Annotated in this window: 13 protein-coding genes; 6 read left to right on the forward strand and 7 right to left on the reverse strand. The window is 47.2% G+C overall.

Annotation, left to right across the window (positions count from 1 at the left end; translation table 11 throughout):
* Window positions 1–13: 13 nt before the first annotated feature.
* The 3 genes from MYF79_RS01850 to MYF79_RS01860 all read right to left on the reverse strand — a co-directional run bounded on the left by MYF79_RS01850 (window position 14) and on the right by MYF79_RS01860 (window position 5,399).
* Entirely contained in the window at window positions 14–3,442 is a 3,429-nt protein-coding gene (locus MYF79_RS01850) for a TonB-dependent receptor (RefSeq protein WP_247812295.1), read from the reverse strand.
* 160 nt (window positions 3,443–3,602) lie between these two features.
* A complete protein-coding gene (locus MYF79_RS01855; protein WP_247812296.1) occupies window positions 3,603–4,685 on the reverse strand; it encodes a FecR family protein in 1,083 nt (360 codons plus the stop codon).
* 165 nt (window positions 4,686–4,850) lie between these two features.
* On the reverse strand, window positions 4,851–5,399 hold the full coding sequence (locus tag MYF79_RS01860) for an RNA polymerase sigma factor (protein ID WP_247812297.1): 549 nt from the start codon (window positions 5,397–5,399) through the stop codon (window positions 4,851–4,853).
* Between the two features lie 599 nt (window positions 5,400–5,998).
* Between MYF79_RS01860 and MYF79_RS01865 the strand changes: the two genes are divergently transcribed.
* Together MYF79_RS01865 and MYF79_RS01870 are read left to right on the forward strand one after the other, a co-directional pair.
* Complete coding sequence (locus MYF79_RS01865; protein WP_247812298.1) at window positions 5,999–6,970, forward strand: helix-turn-helix transcriptional regulator; 972 nt, start codon at window positions 5,999–6,001, stop codon at window positions 6,968–6,970.
* A gap of 194 nt (window positions 6,971–7,164) precedes the next feature.
* Window positions 7,165–7,767: a GyrI-like domain-containing protein gene (locus MYF79_RS01870; protein WP_247812299.1), complete on the forward strand. Its 603-nt coding sequence runs from the start codon at window positions 7,165–7,167 to the stop codon at window positions 7,765–7,767.
* A gap of 76 nt (window positions 7,768–7,843) precedes the next feature.
* On the opposite strand, the gene rnc is transcribed toward MYF79_RS01870, so the two are convergent.
* Genes rnc through MYF79_RS01885 form a run of 3 tightly spaced genes read right to left on the reverse strand, consistent with a single transcriptional unit; the run spans window position 7,844 to window position 10,085 of the window.
* A complete protein-coding gene (rnc, locus tag MYF79_RS01875; RefSeq protein WP_223233164.1) occupies window positions 7,844–8,566 on the reverse strand; it encodes a ribonuclease III in 723 nt (240 codons plus the stop codon).
* Between the two features lie 4 nt (window positions 8,567–8,570).
* The gene (gene fabF, locus MYF79_RS01880; RefSeq protein ID WP_247812300.1) at window positions 8,571–9,824 is read right to left on the reverse strand and encodes a beta-ketoacyl-ACP synthase II; all 1,254 of its coding nucleotides are present in this window, start codon (window positions 9,822–9,824) and stop codon (window positions 8,571–8,573) included.
* Window positions 9,825–9,848: 24 nt separating this feature from the next.
* On the reverse strand, window positions 9,849–10,085 hold the full coding sequence (locus MYF79_RS01885; protein WP_012788038.1) for an acyl carrier protein: 237 nt from the start codon (window positions 10,083–10,085) through the stop codon (window positions 9,849–9,851).
* Window positions 10,086–10,465: 380 nt separating this feature from the next.
* Between MYF79_RS01885 and MYF79_RS01890 the strand changes: the two genes are divergently transcribed.
* The 3 genes from MYF79_RS01890 (at window position 10,466) to MYF79_RS01900 (ending at window position 16,065) form a co-directional block, all read left to right on the forward strand.
* Complete coding sequence (locus tag MYF79_RS01890) at window positions 10,466–11,557, forward strand: efflux RND transporter periplasmic adaptor subunit (RefSeq protein WP_247812301.1); 1,092 nt, start codon at window positions 10,466–10,468, stop codon at window positions 11,555–11,557.
* Between the two features lie 69 nt (window positions 11,558–11,626).
* Window positions 11,627–14,737: an efflux RND transporter permease subunit gene (locus MYF79_RS01895; RefSeq protein ID WP_247812302.1), complete on the forward strand. Its 3,111-nt coding sequence runs from the start codon at window positions 11,627–11,629 to the stop codon at window positions 14,735–14,737.
* Window positions 14,738–14,751: 14 nt separating this feature from the next.
* Complete coding sequence (locus tag MYF79_RS01900) at window positions 14,752–16,065, forward strand: TolC family protein (RefSeq protein ID WP_247812303.1); 1,314 nt, start codon at window positions 14,752–14,754, stop codon at window positions 16,063–16,065.
* Window positions 16,066–16,145: 80 nt separating this feature from the next.
* On the opposite strand, the gene MYF79_RS01905 is transcribed toward MYF79_RS01900, so the two are convergent.
* Window positions 16,146–16,904, reverse strand: a complete 759-nt coding sequence (locus MYF79_RS01905) for a carboxypeptidase-like regulatory domain-containing protein (RefSeq protein ID WP_247812304.1) — start codon at window positions 16,902–16,904, stop codon at window positions 16,146–16,148.
* A gap of 221 nt (window positions 16,905–17,125) precedes the next feature.
* Here MYF79_RS01905 and prs point away from each other — a divergent pair, with 221 nt between their 5' ends.
* The gene (gene prs / locus MYF79_RS01910; protein ID WP_247812305.1) at window positions 17,126–18,043 is read left to right on the forward strand and encodes a ribose-phosphate diphosphokinase; all 918 of its coding nucleotides are present in this window, start codon (window positions 17,126–17,128) and stop codon (window positions 18,041–18,043) included.
* Window positions 18,044–18,074: the final 31 nt, after the last annotated feature.

An 18,074-nucleotide genomic window follows, 5' to 3' on the forward strand; every position in this document is an offset into this window, starting at 1 on the left:
TGCAGTTAAAAGATCAGAGAGAAAGTTCAAAACCAATGTTCACAAATTTGCTCTGCGGATAGGTAAGACCGTTATCGTCCACAATCTCAGCGTCAATACCGATGCCCTTCATGTTGTCGATAGAAAACAGGTTGTAGGCGTTCACATAGAAACGGGCCCTTTCTATTTTCACACGGTTGAGCAGGTCTTTGGGAAGGGTATATCCCAATTCGATGGTTCTGGCGCGGAGGTATTTTACATTCACCAGCCAGAAGTCGGAGTTCCTGTTAAAGCTGCTGTGATCATGATTATTGAAGCGAAGCGCAGGATATTTCCCTGGTATCCAGCGGCTGTTCAGATCCAGCGGGTTCTCCCTGTGCCAGCGATCTTCATACAGGTCCAGCAGGAGGTTACCACCGTTCTGATAAGGGTTACGCATTTCCCAGTCGCGGTTGAAGGAATAACCGCCACCACCGGAGAAATCAATGCGTGCATCAAACCCATTCCATGAAGCCGCGAAGTTCAGACCGAAGTTCACAATTGGGTTTCTGCCTGTGCCATAGCCGATGGGACGCATGTCCATATCGTTGATCAGGCCATCGTGGTTAAGGTCTTTATAGATAAGATCGCCAGGCAGTAATGTTTTATTGCCGGCGCCATCCACGTTCACAGGGTACTTGTTGATCTCTTCCTGCGACTGGAACTGTCCCTGCACCTCGTATCCCCAGAAAGTGTTACTGAACCTTTCCTGTACAGAATTGCGGTAGTGATCCCAGGAGTTGTTGTATACCGGCTTGTAAGTATGCAGTGATTTATTCCTGGCATAAGAGATATTACCGCCTATATTCAGTGCCACTTTCTGAATTTTGGTAGACCATGCAATGGAACCTTCTATACCTGCTACCTGGTCGCTGTTCACGTTTTCAGAAGGGAGGGAATAGCCCAGCTCACTGGGCACCAGTATATCATATTTTGCGCCCAGCAGTCCTGTTCTTCTGCGGTTGAAAACGTCTATAGCACCAGTGATCTTGCTGTCCAGGAAACCATAATCAAGGCCAATATCCAGGGTCCTGCTCACAAACCATGAAATGTTCCTGATCGGAACGCCTTTATTGCCGGAGCCGATTACCGCATTTCCATCCAGTATCACAGTAGAGGCGTTGTAGTTATAACCGGCCAGGTAGTCGTACGGGCCAATGCCTACATCATCATCACCCAGCTTTCCATAAGAAGCACGGAGTTTCAGTTCACTCAGCACTTTACGGCTCACAAAGCTGAAGAACTTCTCTTCACTTACACGCCATCCACCAGATATAGCGGGGAAGGTACCCCACCTTTTATCGGGCGCAAATTTCCAGGAAGCATCACGACGGGCAGACACCTCGAGGTAGTATTTGCCGGCATAGTTATAGTTCAGGCGACCGATATAACCCAGGCGGGCTTCAGTACCATCAGCATCATTGTAAGTATCCATTGTGGAGAAATAGATCAATGGCAGCTGATTGGTATTGGGCACAGAATGCACATAAGAGCTCAGGTCCCTTCTTTTAATGCGCTCAGCCACCAGTGTAGCGCCAACGGTATGCTGACCGAACACTTTATTGTAATTGAGCTGTACCTGGATAGTAGGTGTGAGGATAGTCCTGTTGCGTCTTTCGCGATAAGGATTGGAGCTACCGCCTGTTACATTATAGGTACTGTCTGCCGGGTTAAAAGTATATACCTTGTAAGTATATTCATGCCCGTTCATAATTTCATTGGCATAGTAATAAGAGAACAGCCCCCTTGCTGTCAGCCCTTCCAGCGGGAACTGGTATTCGGCTGTCAGGTTGGATTGTAGTACGCGCCAGTCACTGCGCCAGTAGCCGGACAATTTCTTATTCTGCACAGCCCAGTTCTCTGTGTTGTGGCCAATGTCATTGGGATATTCAGGATTATCATTGGCGTAGGCGCGCTCGGTAGGCCGGTTACGGAGTATGGCAAAACGGGCAGCCCAATAGTCATCACCACCCGGTACGCCTGGCTGATCGCGGGTTTCAACACGCCCGTTGATCTGCGCACCGATCTTAAAACGATCGGACACGCGGGCTTCTATATTGCTTTGAACGTTGGTACGCTCGAATGTGAATTCTCTTCCAAGCACTGAATACTGTTTCAGATGCGTAGCAGATACGTAGTAGTTGATCCTTTCAGAACCACCGGTAAAATTGAGGTTCATCTGTGTAAGCGGAGAATTGCCTTTTACGATGAACTTATACCAGTCAAAGCTTTTATAGCCGGTCTCTGTTCCCTGTTTCCATTTATCCAGCTCTGCCTGTGTGATGGAGGTATTGCCATATTGGTTCATGTCGGCATCTGCTTTACCCACCATCCACTGATAGGCATTGGTCGTTTTAGGAAAGCGCGTCCAGTTCTGCCAGCCTCTGTAAACGTTTACGTTGATGGTGTTACGACTACCCAGTTTACCGCGTTTCGTAGTTACTACAACCACGCCGTTGGCAGCACGCAAACCGTAGATGGCAGCAGAAGCATCCTTCAGCACGGTAATGCTTTCAATGTCGTTGGGCGCGATGTTATTGAACTGGCCTTCATCCTGCTGAATACCATCTATTACATACAAGGGATTGCCCATGTTCCTGATCTGTATAGAGGCGCTGGCGCCGGGGCGGCCATCAGAAAAGCGGAAAGATACGCCTGCTATTTTACCAGCCAGGCCGGCACTAACGGTAGCGCCCGCATGTATGCCGTTCAGGTCTTTACTGGTAACAGAAGCAATAGCGCCTGTCAGCGATTCTTTTCTCTGTGCGCCGTACCCCACGATCACCACATCGCCGAGCGATGTGGACGAGGCTTCCAGTGTGGCATTCACATTATCTTTACCGTTGATCTCGATCTCTTTGGAGGCAAAGCCAACATAAGTAAATACCAGGATACCACTTAAGGCAGGCACATTGAAAGCATAGGCGCCGCCGGCATCTGTAGTAGCGCCGGTGGAAGTGCCTTTTAGTTTTACGCTGACGCCTGGCAGTGGCTGACCTTTATCGTCAGTCACCTTACCACTGATCCTTACCGGCTGCATACCGGGGTCCGGTGCAGGGGCGCGTAATCGATTTAGCACGATCTGACGACCAGACACATGGTACTGTAGTTGCAAAGGGGATAATAAGCCATTCAGGATGTTGGCCAATGTTTCATTTTCGGCCACTACATCCACCTTGCGGTCTGACTGGATCAGTGAAGAACTGTAAAGGAATTTAACGTCGACCAGCTTCTCTATCTGGTTCAGGACTTTGCCGATTGGCTGTTGCTTCAGCTCCAGGGAAATTTTCTGTTGGAGTATTTCCTGGGCTTTGCTGGTGCCTGCAAAGGCGAAGGTGGTAAACAACACTGCAAGCAGCAGCTGACAGGCACATGTACGCGTAACGTGAAAGATTAAATCACGGTTTCGTAATCTTTTTTTCATAACTTGGATTGTGTTCCTTAATAATGGGAAATAGAAGGGCTGTCTTATCCCAGTGGAGCGGGTATAAGGCAACGTGACATTAGTCATAGCCAGTGGTACGGCCATACCGCTGGCTATTTTCATTAAGTGCTAGTGTTCATTTTAGATCCTGGTTTAGTTTTCAATAACGATGACATCCTTTTGCTGAGAGGGTGATATCATTTCCTTCAATGATACATTCCGCCTCCAGCGCCCTGCAGATCAGGCGTATCTTTTCATATAGTGGTTCGTCGGTCAGTGACGCGGTCAACCTGCAATCCGCCAGTAAGGCCTTGTCATAGTGAATGTGCACACCATAGGCGTTTTCAATTGTCTTCATAACACTATCTACCGGAGCATCATTGAATACGAAAGAATAAGTGATTGGCTCCGGGGCCTGCGGGTCCGCCTGATATTGCCCGGACGACTGTACCGATACGACAAGTGTATTTCTCTGCAATATAGCCTGCTGATTGGCTGAAACATTGGAGACTACCTTAGTTCCCAATGGCTGTACTGATAACGCTATTTTTCCTGTTTTTACATATACTTCCACGAGGCTGTCGGCATCATATGCTTTCACACGGAAGCTGGTACCCAGTACGTTGATCACCATTTCATTTGCATATACAATGAAAGGTTGCAGGGTATTACGCGACACTTCGAAAAATGCAGCGCCGGAAAGGTATACTTCGCGTTTGCAATTGCTTCCCCTGCATACCGGGTAGCTTATCCTGGCGCCCGGTTGTAACACCACGGAACTGCCATCGGGCAATTTCACCGTGCGAAGCTCCTTTCCTTCATTTACTTCCTCTATGCGTTTATTGCCCTCGAGCTTTGCTTCCCGCAGCAAACGGGTATATACCACTGCCGGCTCTTTCTCCGGGCGCATCCACCACAGGGCAGCCCCTGCCATGATACATACTGCAGCTGCGGCCCAATACCAGTAGATAGAACGGCTTTTCTTTACAGGTGCTGCCGCTGTAGTATCTATCTGGTTGCTGATCTCATTCCACATTTTTAGCTGTTCCTGCTCTTTCAACTGAAAGGCCGGTAGCTGTGCTGCTGCCAGAATAATGGCCCTTGCCTGTAACATGACTTCCTGCTTACCCGGGTGTTGTGTTATCACCTGTTCCCAGTGAGCGCTATCCTTACCTTCCTTTACCCATGCCACAAAAGAATCGTCACAGACAAAATCTGCTGTATCGTATGCTGAATAATCCATAGCATTAAATGCCTTTCCGACAGTAATTATAATTATAAAGACAGGTGTGCGTTGTTTTAACTCACTTTTCCTGAAAAATTTATTTGCTGCTTTTGATTTACCGGAAGCCGGTCATCTTTGAATAATGTTGTGTCACTCGTCCTGGTGATGCCCAAATGTCCTTCGCTATTTCCATCCTTCACGTAGCTTGACAATAGCGCGTTGTACGAGGTTTCTCACAGATTGCTCATTGATCTGCAGGATGCCGGCTATTTCTTCCCAGCTGAAATTATCGTAAAAACGCAGGCGGATCACTTCCTGCTGCCGTTCGGGCAGGCGGGACATCAGTTGCTGCAGCCGCTGTGACAGCAACAGGTATTCTTCTGTTTTTATTTTAAGCTCTTCGATAGATTCTGTTTGCAGGGGAGTGATAGCGGGTACCGGCCTGATATCGGCCATCCGGTGCAAACGGCGGCGTAAAGACCTGAAAAGGTAATATTTGATAGAGCTGGTGTCTGACAGGTTATGACGGGTACGCCAGAGGTCGGCGAACAGGTCCTGCATGGCATCTTGTACCAGGGCGGCATCAGGTACAAGGTGATAGCCATAGTTATATAAGGTACCTGCATATCGCTGGTACATTTCACTGAAGGCCTCTTTATTTCCTTGCTTAAAAGCTATCCACAGCTCGTGGTCCGCTATGGATGCACGGTTGATATTTTCGGACCCCGCCAATTTACTTTCCTCGTTTAAGGTACAACAGTTCAGGCTATTGCATCTAAAGTACAAGCTATAAAAATTTAATGATACAGGCAGAAAATAAAAGGGGCCTGATGAAAATCAGGCCCTCCCCAAATTAACCATTAAAAAACTCATTTGAATTTTGCTATATCAAAAATAGGATGAATCAGTCTGCTATCTGTTAATCGTAAGTTAATGATTTTAAATAATTTGGCGGATCTGCGGGGGTGTTATGCGGAGTTGCTCTGCGCTGCTGCGGAGTATCATGCGAAGTAGCCAGGGATCGCGGTTGGTGCTGCTGCGGTTTTTTTATGCGAAGTAGCCCGGTTTCAGTATGGGATGGTGGTTGGCATAAAAAAACAGGCCCCCGCAAAAAATTGCAGGGGCTTACCATTTAACCTATATTCTGTACTGTAGCATCAAATTCTTTAAATATTTTCCAGGGAAAGAACAATTTATTCCTGTCTGTCATCACCGATATCGTGCTCCGAAAATGTCTCCCTCAAATATTTGTTGTATCTAAGACTGGCTATTATAACGGAAGTTTAATCGCCCCCGGATTTTTTTTCATTTTTATTCTAACTTGCCGTCATATGAACAGGATTGACCGTCTTTCTGCGATTCTTATCCAGCTACAGGGCAAAAAAGTAGTACGTGCCGCCGAAATAGCGGAGCGTTTCGACATCAGCCTTCGTACAGTATACCGGGACGTCAGGGCGCTCCAGGAAGCTGGCGTGCCTGTAGGCGCAGAAGCAGGTACAGGTTATTACCTGGTGGAAGGCTACCACCTGCCCCCTGTCATGTTCAGCAGGGAAGAGGCCGCTGCATTGCTGACCGGTGAAAAGCTGATGGCCAACCTGAGTGACCATTCCAACAGGAAGGAATTCAGTAATGCCATGCAGAAGATCAAGGCTGTACTGAGAGGCAGCGAAAAAGATTTCCTCGAATCGCTGGAAGACAATATTGCGGTGGTGAGCCGTCGTCCGCCGGTGGGCGAAGAATTCCCCAACCGTTTTCTTTCTGACATCCAATACGCGCTGGGCAAGCAGCAGATACTCCAGCTGGATTATTTTGCCCTTCATAATGAGACACTTACGAAAAGAGAGGTAGAACCGATCGGGATCATTTTCATGAGTGGCAACTGGTACCTGATTGCCTGGTGCCGCCTGCGGCATGGCTACCGGAACTTCCGGATGGACCGTATTAAGAACGTTTCCGTTTCTGCAGAGACCTACGACAGGAACCGGCATATTACCCTCAAAGAGTATATAGATAAATATGGCGAATACGACACACAGCCCCATGAGGTGAAGGTCCGCTTCCCGGCTGCATTTGCCCGTCGTATAGGAGATCAGAAGTTCTATTATGGCCTCATCGAAGAGCGGACGGTGGGAGAATGCACCGAAATGACCTTTATGGCGCCCTGCCTCATATGGTTCGGCCGCTGGCTGCTTACATGGGGTGCAGCACCTGAAATTATTGCACCTGCCGAGCTCACGGAAAGGATGCAGATACTGGCAATGGAAATAAAACAACATTATTTAGAACCCCGCGCTCACTCCTGACATAAGGCTGTCACTTCCCCTGTTTTTCTTTGTATCAGTAAAATAATGCTTTACTGATGAAACTACATTTATGGTGCCACTGGTTATTGCTGGTTATTGGTAGCGTGCACCAGTTCGCGCTGTCTGAGAAGACGTGCGTTATAACGCATAAGATTAAACGCAATACTAACCCATGTTATACTAAAACAATGTCTATGTCAAAAACAGACCTTATCAGCCTGCATAAAGCGCTTTATACTGCGCAGGCGCAGCCGGCAATTATCTTCGTGCCTGCCGGTCATTACATTGCCATCAATGGCCAGGGAGACCCCAACGGCCCCCTGTTTGCTGCCAGTACGCAGGCATTATATACTGCCGCTTACAGCATAAAAAATATATACAAACAATCCGGGCAGGATTTTACTGTCAGCAAACTGGAAGGCACCTGGTGGGTGAACACCAACACGCACAATCCGCTTGCAGTACCCAGGGAGGAATGGCAGTGGCAATTACTGATCCGCATGCCGGATTATGTGGTCAGCGCGGTGGTGCAGCAAACGTTAAAAGCGGCATTCGTGAAGAAACAATTGCCGCTGTTACAACAGGTATCGCTGATTGCGCTGGCAGAAGGAAAAAGTGTGCAGATACTGCATACCGGGCCCTATTCCGAAGAACCGGCCACATTGAAAGTAATGGAAGATTTTATGAAGAAGGAAGGCCTGACGTGGAATGGCAGACATCACGAGATCTATCTTTCAGATCCGCGCAAAACAGCGCCGGAAAGGATGAGAACGATCCTGCGGCAACCTGTAAAGTAAGTAATACGGCTGATTATTAATATGTCGATTATAAATACAGCTGACTATTAGTACAGCAGACTATAAATCCGGTTGATTATTTTTCGCCGAGACCTAACAGTTCAATGGCCTGCTGGGCGGCTATCTGGCTGGCGTCCTTTTTATTGAAGGCTTTGCCACTGCATATCAGTTCACCATCTACCACGGCGCCTACGGTGAATATGCGACGGCCATTGTCCATTTGTTCTTCCAGCAGGTCGAACTCCAGGGTCTTGCCGTGTTTATTGGCCCATCCGTACAACTTGTTCTTATGGTTCATCTCTACATTCTCGAGCTGTTCCAGGTCGATGTAGGGAACGATAAGGCGTTGATGTACGAATTGTTTGGTCCTGTTGTAACCTTTGTCCAGGTATACAGCGCCGACCAGTGCTTCGAGGGTATTACCAAAGATCTGGCTGATCTTCAGGAAGCTGTTGTATTTATCGTAGATGGTCAGTTTACGCAGACCCATTTTGATAGCAATATCATTAAGCTGCTGACGGTTAACGATCTTAGACCGCATTTCGGTCAGGTAACCTTCTGTTTTGTAAGGATACTTTTTGAAGAGGTAGTCGCCGATGATAGCGCCAAGTATTGCATCGCCAAGATATTCCAGGCGTTCATTGCTTTCAAGGAATTTTTCCTTGCTGGACCTGTGGCTGAGTGCTACCTCATACAATGAGAAGTTGCCCGGGGCAAACCCCAGCAAATTGTAAAGGTCCTTGTAAAGGCTCCTTTTTTTAGGAACGAATCGATATAAAAATCCTGGCAGTAATTTCACACAATCAAGCAACAAATTTTTTGAAAATAACTGATGCATTATGGCCACCAAATCCGAAGGTGTTACTTAATGCAGCGTTGATTTCTCTACGTTGTGCGACGTTAAAGGTAAAATTTAATTTGGGATCCAGTTCGGGATCCTTTGTAAAATGATTGATGGTAGGAGGTACAATGCCATGTATTATAGACATAATTGCTGCTATGGATTCGATTGCTCCCGCAGCTCCCAACAGGTGCCCGGTCATGGATTTTGTGGAACTGATGTTCATGTTGTAAGCATGTTCCCCAAAAACCTGTTGTATCGCTTTTACTTCCGCTACATCTCCGAGAGGAGTGGAAGTTCCGTGCACATTAATATAATCAATATCATGGGGTTGCATTCCCGCATCTGCCAAGGCTAGCCGCATTACATTCATTGCACCTAATCCTTCCGGATGTGGCGCTGTAAGGTGATAGGCATCTGCAGTTGCACCGCCTCCGGCCAGTTCAGCGTAAATTTTAGCACCTCTTGCCGTCGCATGTTCATAGGATTCTAACACCAGCCCACCGGCGCCTTCACCCATGACAAAGCCATCTCTGTCAAGATCAAAGGGACGGGAAGCAGTTGCCGGGTCATCGTTTCTTTCGGAAAGGGCTTTCATGGCATTAAACCCACCTATACAGGCTTCGTTAATAACATTTTCTGATCCTCCGGTGATCATTACATCTGCTTTGCCATACTGTATGTACAGCATAGCCTCAATAATAGCATTTGTAGCAGAAGCGCAGGCAGAAACAACTGAGAAGTTAGGGCCTCTGAATCCGTGGCGGATGGAAATATGCCCGGCTGCGATATCGAGAATTAAGCGGGGGATCAGGAAAGGACTGAAACGGGGAGTTCCGTCTCCCTGACCAAACTCTTTCATTTCCTGGCAAAAGTTGATCATACCGCCAATACCGGAAGCCCAGATCACCCCAACCCTGTCTGTATTAACAGTATTGCGGTCAATCCCGGCATCTTGTACGGCCTGGTCAGCGGCTATAACGGCCGTCTGCGTAAAAGGATCCATCTTGCGGGCATCCTTTTTATCCAGGAAATTGGTAGCGTCAAAGTTCTTCAGTTCGCAAGCAAAACGGGTCTTGAACTTGGCAGCATCAAAAAGTGTAATAGGGCCGGCACCGGATACACCGTCCGTCAATCCCTTCCAGAAATCGGAAACAGAATTGCCGAGCGGTGTAAGTGCGCCTAAACCTGTAACGACTACTCGTCTTGGTTGCATTAAAACAAATCTGATTAAGTAGGATTATTTCACATGTTCTTCCAGGTAGGCAACTGCCTGGCCAACAGTAGTAATAGTTTCAGCTTGTTCGTCAGGAATGGAGATGTTGAATTCTTTTTCGAATTCCATGATCAGTTCTACCGTATCCAAAGAGTCAGCGCCCAGGTCGTTGGTAAAGCTGGCTTCAGGAGTTACCTCGGCTTCGTCAACGCCCAATTTGTCAATAATGATCTTTTTAACTCTTGATGCAATGTCTGACATAATTTTAAGTGTTTTTGGTTTAAAACTTGAGTGCAAAAATATAATTTTTATTGAATTGACAAGAACGCACGCAAATTTTACGTCATATACTTTAGTTGTAGATCAATGAAACGAGCGCCCATCAAGGGTTTGGCACATTATTATTAATAACGGTAAAGCGGCTTTTCCTGTAAAAAAGCCTCCTTAAAGGGGTTTCAGGCCCCCATATATATGCGGTTATTGAGGCCTGGAGTGAATATTGCCACTCAACAGCCTAATCAGCCACCTATATACCGGAAAAACGCAATTAACTTTAATTAACACTGTAACTTCCCTAGCAGTAGTCCCATTTATTAAATTTGCCCGGATTTATCCCTTCTATATTAAATTAATACAAGCACATGGCTGGCAATAAGAAGATCCTGAAGACGGTTTTATTCCTGATAGTGGCTGCTGTCGTTATCGGTTTTATTATCACAAAAGCAACTACTCCGGGGAAAAAAGCAGAAAAAGCACCAGACAAAGCTGCTGGTGGCGGTAAAGCGGGTGGCGCCAAAAACCTCCTGGTGGATGCTTATGTGGTTAAAACCACCTCTCTGAATGAAACCATCGAAGCGAGCGGTACACTGCAAAGCAATGAAGAAGTACAGATACAGGCAGAGATCACCGGCCGTGTTACAGGTCTCTTTTTTAAAGAAGGTACGCAGGTCTCCAAAGGTACCCTGCTGGTAAAGATCTACGATGAAGATCTGAAAGCGCAGTTACAAAAACTGGAACTGCAGCGCCAACTGGCTAAAACAACCCTCGAAAGACAGGAGAATCTGTTAAAGATCAATGGTATCAGTCGCCAGGATGTAGATGTTACCCGCAACCAGGTAAGCGCCTACGGCGCCGATATCGAGTATACACGTACCCAGTTACAGAAAACAGAACTGCGGGCGCCCTTTTCCGGCAGACTGGGGCTCCGTAACATCAGCCTTGGCGCTATCGTAACACCTACCACTATTATTACTACCCTCCAGCAGCTGGACCCCTTGAAAGTTGACTTCTCCGTTCCGGAGAAATACCGTACAGCCATCAACCAGGGAGACCAGGTGGACTTTAAGGTGGCCGGCGATCAGCAAACTTATAAAGGTCATATATATGCGATCGACCCTAAGATCGATCTCTCTACCCGCACTATTAAAATAAGGGCCCTCGTGCCTAATGCCGGTAAATTATTCCCCGGCGCCTTCGCCCGCGTGCAGGTCTCACTGAAAAATATGCCTGATGCCCTCATGATACCTACACAGGCCGTTATTCCAGGTACACGCGATAAAAAAGTAGCTATCGCAGACAGCGGAAAAGCGAAATTTGTAATAGTAGAAACAGGCATCCGCAATGCGGACAATGTACAGATCACCAGCGGCCTCAAGCCCGGCGATACTGTGATCACAAGTGGTATCATGCAGCTCAGACCAGGGATGGTGCTTAAATACAACGAGATTAAATAGACAGGTCCATTATTCATATAATAACAACGTGTTTGCCGGCCAAAGTCTGCAAACCTTAAATATACTTCAATGAGTCTCCCTTCTCTATCGCTTAAACGACCCGTATTCGCCATCGTGATGAATATCATCATCGTGATATTCGGCGTGGTGGGATTCAACTTCCTGGGGGTAAGGGATTTTCCCGCCATTGATCCCCCCATCGTGAACGTGCGTACCTCCTATGCAGGCGCCAACTCCGATATCATCGAAACACAGATCACCGAACCATTGGAAAAGTCGATCAATGGTATAGCCGGTATCAAAAATATTTCTTCTTCCAGCAGCCAGGGCTCCAGCAATATTACCGTCGAGTTTGAACTGGGCATTGACCTCGAAGCTGCGGCCAACGACGTACGCGACAAGGTATCGCAGGCCCTCCGCAGCCTGCCGCCGGACATTGATGCACCACCGGTTGTATCAAAAGAAGACGCCAACTCAGACTATATTCTGTCTATGACAGTGCAGAGCAATGTGCGCAATCAGCTGGAAATCACCGAATACGCCAACAACGTACTGCTGGAAAGACTGCAAACCATTCCCGGCGTCAGCTCCATCCGCATACTGGGGGAAAAGAAATTCGCCATGCGACTCTGGATGGATCCTGCCCGCCTTTCGGCCTACAGCCTCACACCTACAGACGTACAGGCTGCGCTTGCTAAGGAGAACGTGGAACTGCCCTCAGGTAAAATAGCTGGTAATGCGACCGAACTGACTGTGCGTACTTTTGGCCGTTTAAACACGGAAGATGATTTCAATAACCTGATCATCAAAAATGAAAATGGTAATGTGATCCACTTTCGCGACGTAGGCCAGGCCGTGCTCGGCCCGGAAAACGAGGAAACTATCCTTAAGGAATCCGGCGTTCCTATGATCGCGCTCGCTTTAACACCGCAGCCCGGTTCTAACTATGTGGCTATAACGGATGAGTTCTATAAACGTTATGAACAGCTGAAGAAAGACCTGCCGGATGATATCACTACCAACATTGCTATCGACAATACTAAGTTTATCCGGAAATCTATTGAAGAGGTGGAAGAAACCCTCATCGTGGCATTGGTACTGGTGATCATCATTATATATCTCTTCTTCCGCGACTGGCTCATGGCCTTCCGTCCCCTGGTGGATATTCCTGTATCCCTCATTGCGGCATTCTTCATTATGTATCTCTGCGGCTTTACGATAAACATCCTGACACTACTTGCAATAGTACTGGCCACGGGGCTGGTGGTGGATGATGGTATTGTGGTGACGGAAAATATCTATAAAAAGATAGAAGCCGGGATGCCCCGTATGAAAGCCGCCAAGGAAGGGTCAGAAGAGATCTTCTTTGCGGTAATTGCCACCTCCATCACACTGGCTTTCGTATTCCTGCCCATCGTATTCCTGCAGGGATTTGTGGGAAGACTGTTCAGGGAATTCGGGATCGTTGTAGCAGGCGCCGTACTGATATCGGCCTTTGTATCTCTGACGCTGACACCGGTGCTGAACGTAAAGCTCGGCCGTAAAACGCATAAACACTCCTGGTTCTATGAAAAGACAGAGCCTTTCTTCACAGGCATGGAATCCGGCTACCAGCGGGCATTGGAAGCGTTCATGCGCATGCGCTGGATAGCTACCCTGATAGTACTGTCCTGCCTTGCGCTCATCTACCTTATATTTAAGACGCTGCCCTCAGAACTGGCTCCAATAGAGGACCGCAGCCAGTTCCGTTTGTCCATTACGGCTCCTGAAGGTACTTCCTACGATTATATGGATAGTTACATGGATGGCCTTACGCAGTTCATGATCGATTCCATTCCGGAAAAAAAGATCCTCATCACTGTTACTTCTCCCGGCTTTGGCGGTGGCGCGGTAAACTCCGGCTTTGCGAATGTGGTGCTCACAGAACCTAAGGAACGTGATCGTTCGCAAAAACAGATCGTGAACATGGTAAACCGTAACATGTTCCGTTTCCCGGAAGGTAAAGTCTTTGCCATCGAACAACAGACCATCCAGGTAGGACGCCGTGGCGGCCTCCCTGTTGCTTTCGTATTACAGCACATCAACTTTGACAGCCTCTCTGCAGCACTGCCGCAATTCCTGGAAGAAGCCAACAACGATCCTACTTTCGCAGCTGTTGACGTAGATCTGAAATTTAACAAACCAGAACTGCGTATCCAGATCAACCGTGCCAAAGCTAGTGAGCTGGGCGTATCTGTAGACGATATATCACAAACCTTACAGCTTGCGCTGAGTAACCTGCGCTATGGCTACTTTATACGTAACGGTAAACAATACCAGGTAATGGGACAGGTATACCGTGGCGCACGCGATAAACCAACTGACCTGCAGAATATCTATGTACGTAACAGCCGTGGAGAAGCTATTCAGCTGGACAACGTAGTGACGATAGATGAAGAGACCAGTCCTCCTGTTATTTATCACTTCAACCGTTATAAATCTGCTACCATCTCTGCCAGTCTCGCACCTGGTAAAACCATCGGCGATGGTATCAATGCCATGTATGGCATCTACAATCGCCTGAAGCAGAAAGGTGTGCTGAACGACAACTATGTGTATGCACTGGCAGGTTCTTCCCGCGACTATGCAGAAAGTGGATCCAACACGATGTTTGCGTTGATACTGGCATTGGTGCTGATCTACCTTGTACTGGCCGCACAGTTTGAAAGCTGGGTCGATCCTTTGATCATCATGATAACAGTACCGCTGGCTTTCGCAGGGGCATTGCTCTCGCTCTGGTTATTTGGCCAGACATGGAATATCTTCTCCCAGATCGGTGTGATCATGCTGATAGGCCTTGTTACCAAAAACGGTATCCTGATCGTGGAATTTGCCAACCACAAACGCGATGAAGGATATACCAGGTCCAGGGCTGCTATTGAAGCATCTGCCATGCGTCTGCGTCCCATCCTGATGACCAGCCTGGCGATGGCACTTGGCGCATTGCCTATTGCAATGTCGCTCGGCGCTGCAGCCACCAGCCGTATACCATTGGGTATTGTGATAGTGGGTGGTATCGTGTTCTCACTGATCCTGACACTATTTGTAATACCGGCGATGTATACATTCTTATCCAGGAGGAAACCTGCATCACACAGCATTGAAGAGGAAGAGACGGAGAAGCCATCAGTGCATGCATAAACATCAGCAATTAAATGAAACGTACATTTCTATATTTCTCTTTATTACTGGGCACCGCTGTACATGCACAGCAGGTGCTTACGCCTGAACAGGCGATAGACCTGGCATTAAAGAACAACTACGATATCCGCCTGGCAAAAAATGATGCAGCGATCACGGCTAACGATTACGCCTATGCTAATCTGGCCTTTGCGCCCCGTGTAAATGCTACTGCCAATAAAGTGTGGAACCTGACGCAGACCAAACAGGAATTTGCCAATGGCAGCAAACGTGATACCAGTGGTATTCATGCCAGCAGCCTAAGCGCCAATGTAAGTCTTGCATGGACATTATTTGATGGATTAAAGATGTTTGCCACCAGGCAGAAACTCGAATCGCTCCGCGATCTTGGCGAGCTGGCTGTAAAAGACCAGGTTGTCACCACCGTGGCTAACATCATTGCCGGCTATTACAATGTGGTACAGCAAAAGCAACAATTGCGCAACCTTGCAGAACAATTATCCATATCAGAAGAAAGGGTAAAACTGTCTGATGCAAAATTCCAGACCGGGCTGGGACCTAAAACAGACTGGCTGCAATCGAAGGTTGACTACAATGCATTGAAAGCATCTTATCTGCGTCAGCAAACACTGATAGAACAAAGCAAAGCAACGTTGAACCAGCTGATGGCCGTTGAAGCAGGTAATACACAATATGATGTGCTGGACACCATTCCGCTGAACATGGAGCTTTCCTATGGCGGTTTAAGACAGGAAGCGCTGCAAAAGAACACCGGTTTGATGGTTGCACAGCAAAATCTCAGGGTGTCTCAGCTACAGCTGAAAGAGAGCAAGGGAGATTATTTTCCGGTGATCAATTTCAACTCTGCCTATAATTATTCAAGAGTTAATTCCAATGCAGCTACCAACTCATTCAGCCCTATATACAATCAGAATGGTGTGATCAGCTATGGATTCTCTGCTACTATTCCCATTTTCAACGGGTTGAATGTTAAAAGGCAGGTGAACGCTGCGAAACTGAACGTAGGTTATCAGCAGCTGGCCCTGGAGAATACCCGTACAATAGTAGACCTTTCCCTCACTACTGCTTTCAAGGATTATGAGTATTACAAAACCGCCCTTACGCTGGAAGATGAAAACCTGGGGCTGGCAAGAGAGAATGTGATGGTGGCGATGGAACGTTTCAGACAGGGGGTAAGCACGGTGATAGAAATGAAGGAAGCACAGCAAAGCCTGGAAGATGCTTACAACAGATTGATCAATGCGCGCTATAATGTTAAGCTGGCGGAAACGCAGCTGCTGAGGTTGAATGGTGCACTTGTGAAATAAGTTAATTGCTCAGCAATAAAAAAAGAAGGCAGTATCAAAAAGTTGATACTGCCTTCTTTTTTTATTGTAATGATGATTATTTACTGCTGTTCCTCTTTCTTTGCCGGCATAGTGGCTTTATCCTGCTGGTAATGTTTGAAGCTCTCCTTGATAAACAACATCAGGTCATATTCAGTAGCCTCCTGGAGAAATTGATAACCCGGCCTGTACCGCAGCATAAAAGTATCGAGTTCATCTCCGCTTAATTTTGTCATTCTTTCCACCAGTTCAGGGTTATAGCGGTTGTCGATGTACTTTTCCTTTTCCCAGTACACCAGCTGTTCCTGGAAGTGCTCTTTACGCTTGCGCGCCTTACTGGGCACCAGGTAGGTGAGGGCGGTGATAGGGTTGGAAGGCAGTGTTTTTAACACATCCATCGCCCCAGGCTTATGATAGTTGAAATATTTGCCATATTCCTCGCGGGTGGCAAGCGAGTCGCGTTTATGGTCCTTTCCCACTACAGTTACCTGTCCCAGGCCAATGACCTGGCGTGTGAGATAGACATTGATGAACATGGAGGTGGTGGGTACTGTAAGGGCCTTCCTATAATAGCTTAAAATTGAAAATTCGAGTGTATCGCCCGGCATCGCGTCGATGGAAAAACGGCCACTTTCATTGCTGATGGTCCCGCTCCGGGTCGCTTTATTGATAATAGTAACCCCCGGCAGTCCGTTTCTGTTGTCTGCATCTGCAACCATACCCGATACCCTCACCTGCGCGCTGGCATGCTGCAGAAAGAATAACAGGTATAAAAACAGTGCTCCGATGCAACCGGAAAGTTGTAAAATTCGTCTAGGCATCGCTCAAATTTAGTTTTCCCAGCGCAAATGAAAAGTTAAAAAATAGTTCTCCATCGACAGACTACAGTCCATAGTTTATAGGAAACAAGCATTAAACTTAGGATTTTTCTTTCTAATAAACTCAACAGTTCATGCCGAACGGTAAATAAATTGCCTCTTCCGGACCTGATCATCCGTATGTAAAAACTATATTATTATCTTTATTCCTTATTTCAAAGAACATGCCTCACAGGATCTTATTTGCAACGCAACGTTACCAGTATCTGAAAGACAGGTTATTATCCCTTGTTCCTGAATGGGAAGAGGGCCAGCTGGACATCCGCGATTTCCCCGATGGAGAACATTATCACCGGATAACAAGTAATGTGGCAAACAAGGAGGTGATACTGGTGGGAGGCACCATCGACGACAAGGAAACATTAGAACTTTTTGATATTGCTCATGGCTGTATCCAGGAGGGCGCATGTTCCATCAATATCGTGATCCCGTTTTTTGGTTATTCCACGATGGAACGGGCTGTAAAAAAAGGAGAGATCGTGAAAGCCAAGACCAGGGCCATGTTGTTTTCCACCCTGCCCGCCACCAGTTCGGGCAATAAAGTGCTGATGATTGACCTGCATGTGGACGGAATTACCTACTACTTTGAGAGTGCTATCCGTCCTGTGCATTTATATGGCAAGGACCTGGTAAAAGAGGCAGCGCTGGAAATAGCGGGAAACCGCTCTTTTGTGCTGGCCAGTACAGACGCGGGCCGCGCAAAATGGGTAGAATCACTCGCCAATGACCTGCATGTTTCAGCAGCTTTCGTTTTCAAGAAACGCCTTTCAGGAGAAGAAACACATATTACTGCTATCAGTGCAGATGTACAGGATAAGCTGGTGATCATTTATGATGATATGATCCGCACAGGAGGCTCTTTACTGCATGCCGCAGAAGCATATCTGCAGGCAGGTGCATGTGAAATAGCGGTCATTACCACCCACGGTATTTTTGCAGGCAATGGCTTTAAGAAGATCAAACAAAGCGGCATTATTAAAAAAGTTGTTTGTACAGATACCCACCCCAATGCACTTGCCATCAACGATGAGCTGCTCACTATTAAATCAGTAGATAAGATCATTGCAGCTTACTTCAATTAGCAATACCCAATCCCCTGTTGTTTGTTGAGTA

The organism is Chitinophaga filiformis, assembly GCF_023100805.1.
GTDB lineage: Bacteria > Bacteroidota > Bacteroidia > Chitinophagales > Chitinophagaceae > Chitinophaga > Chitinophaga filiformis_B.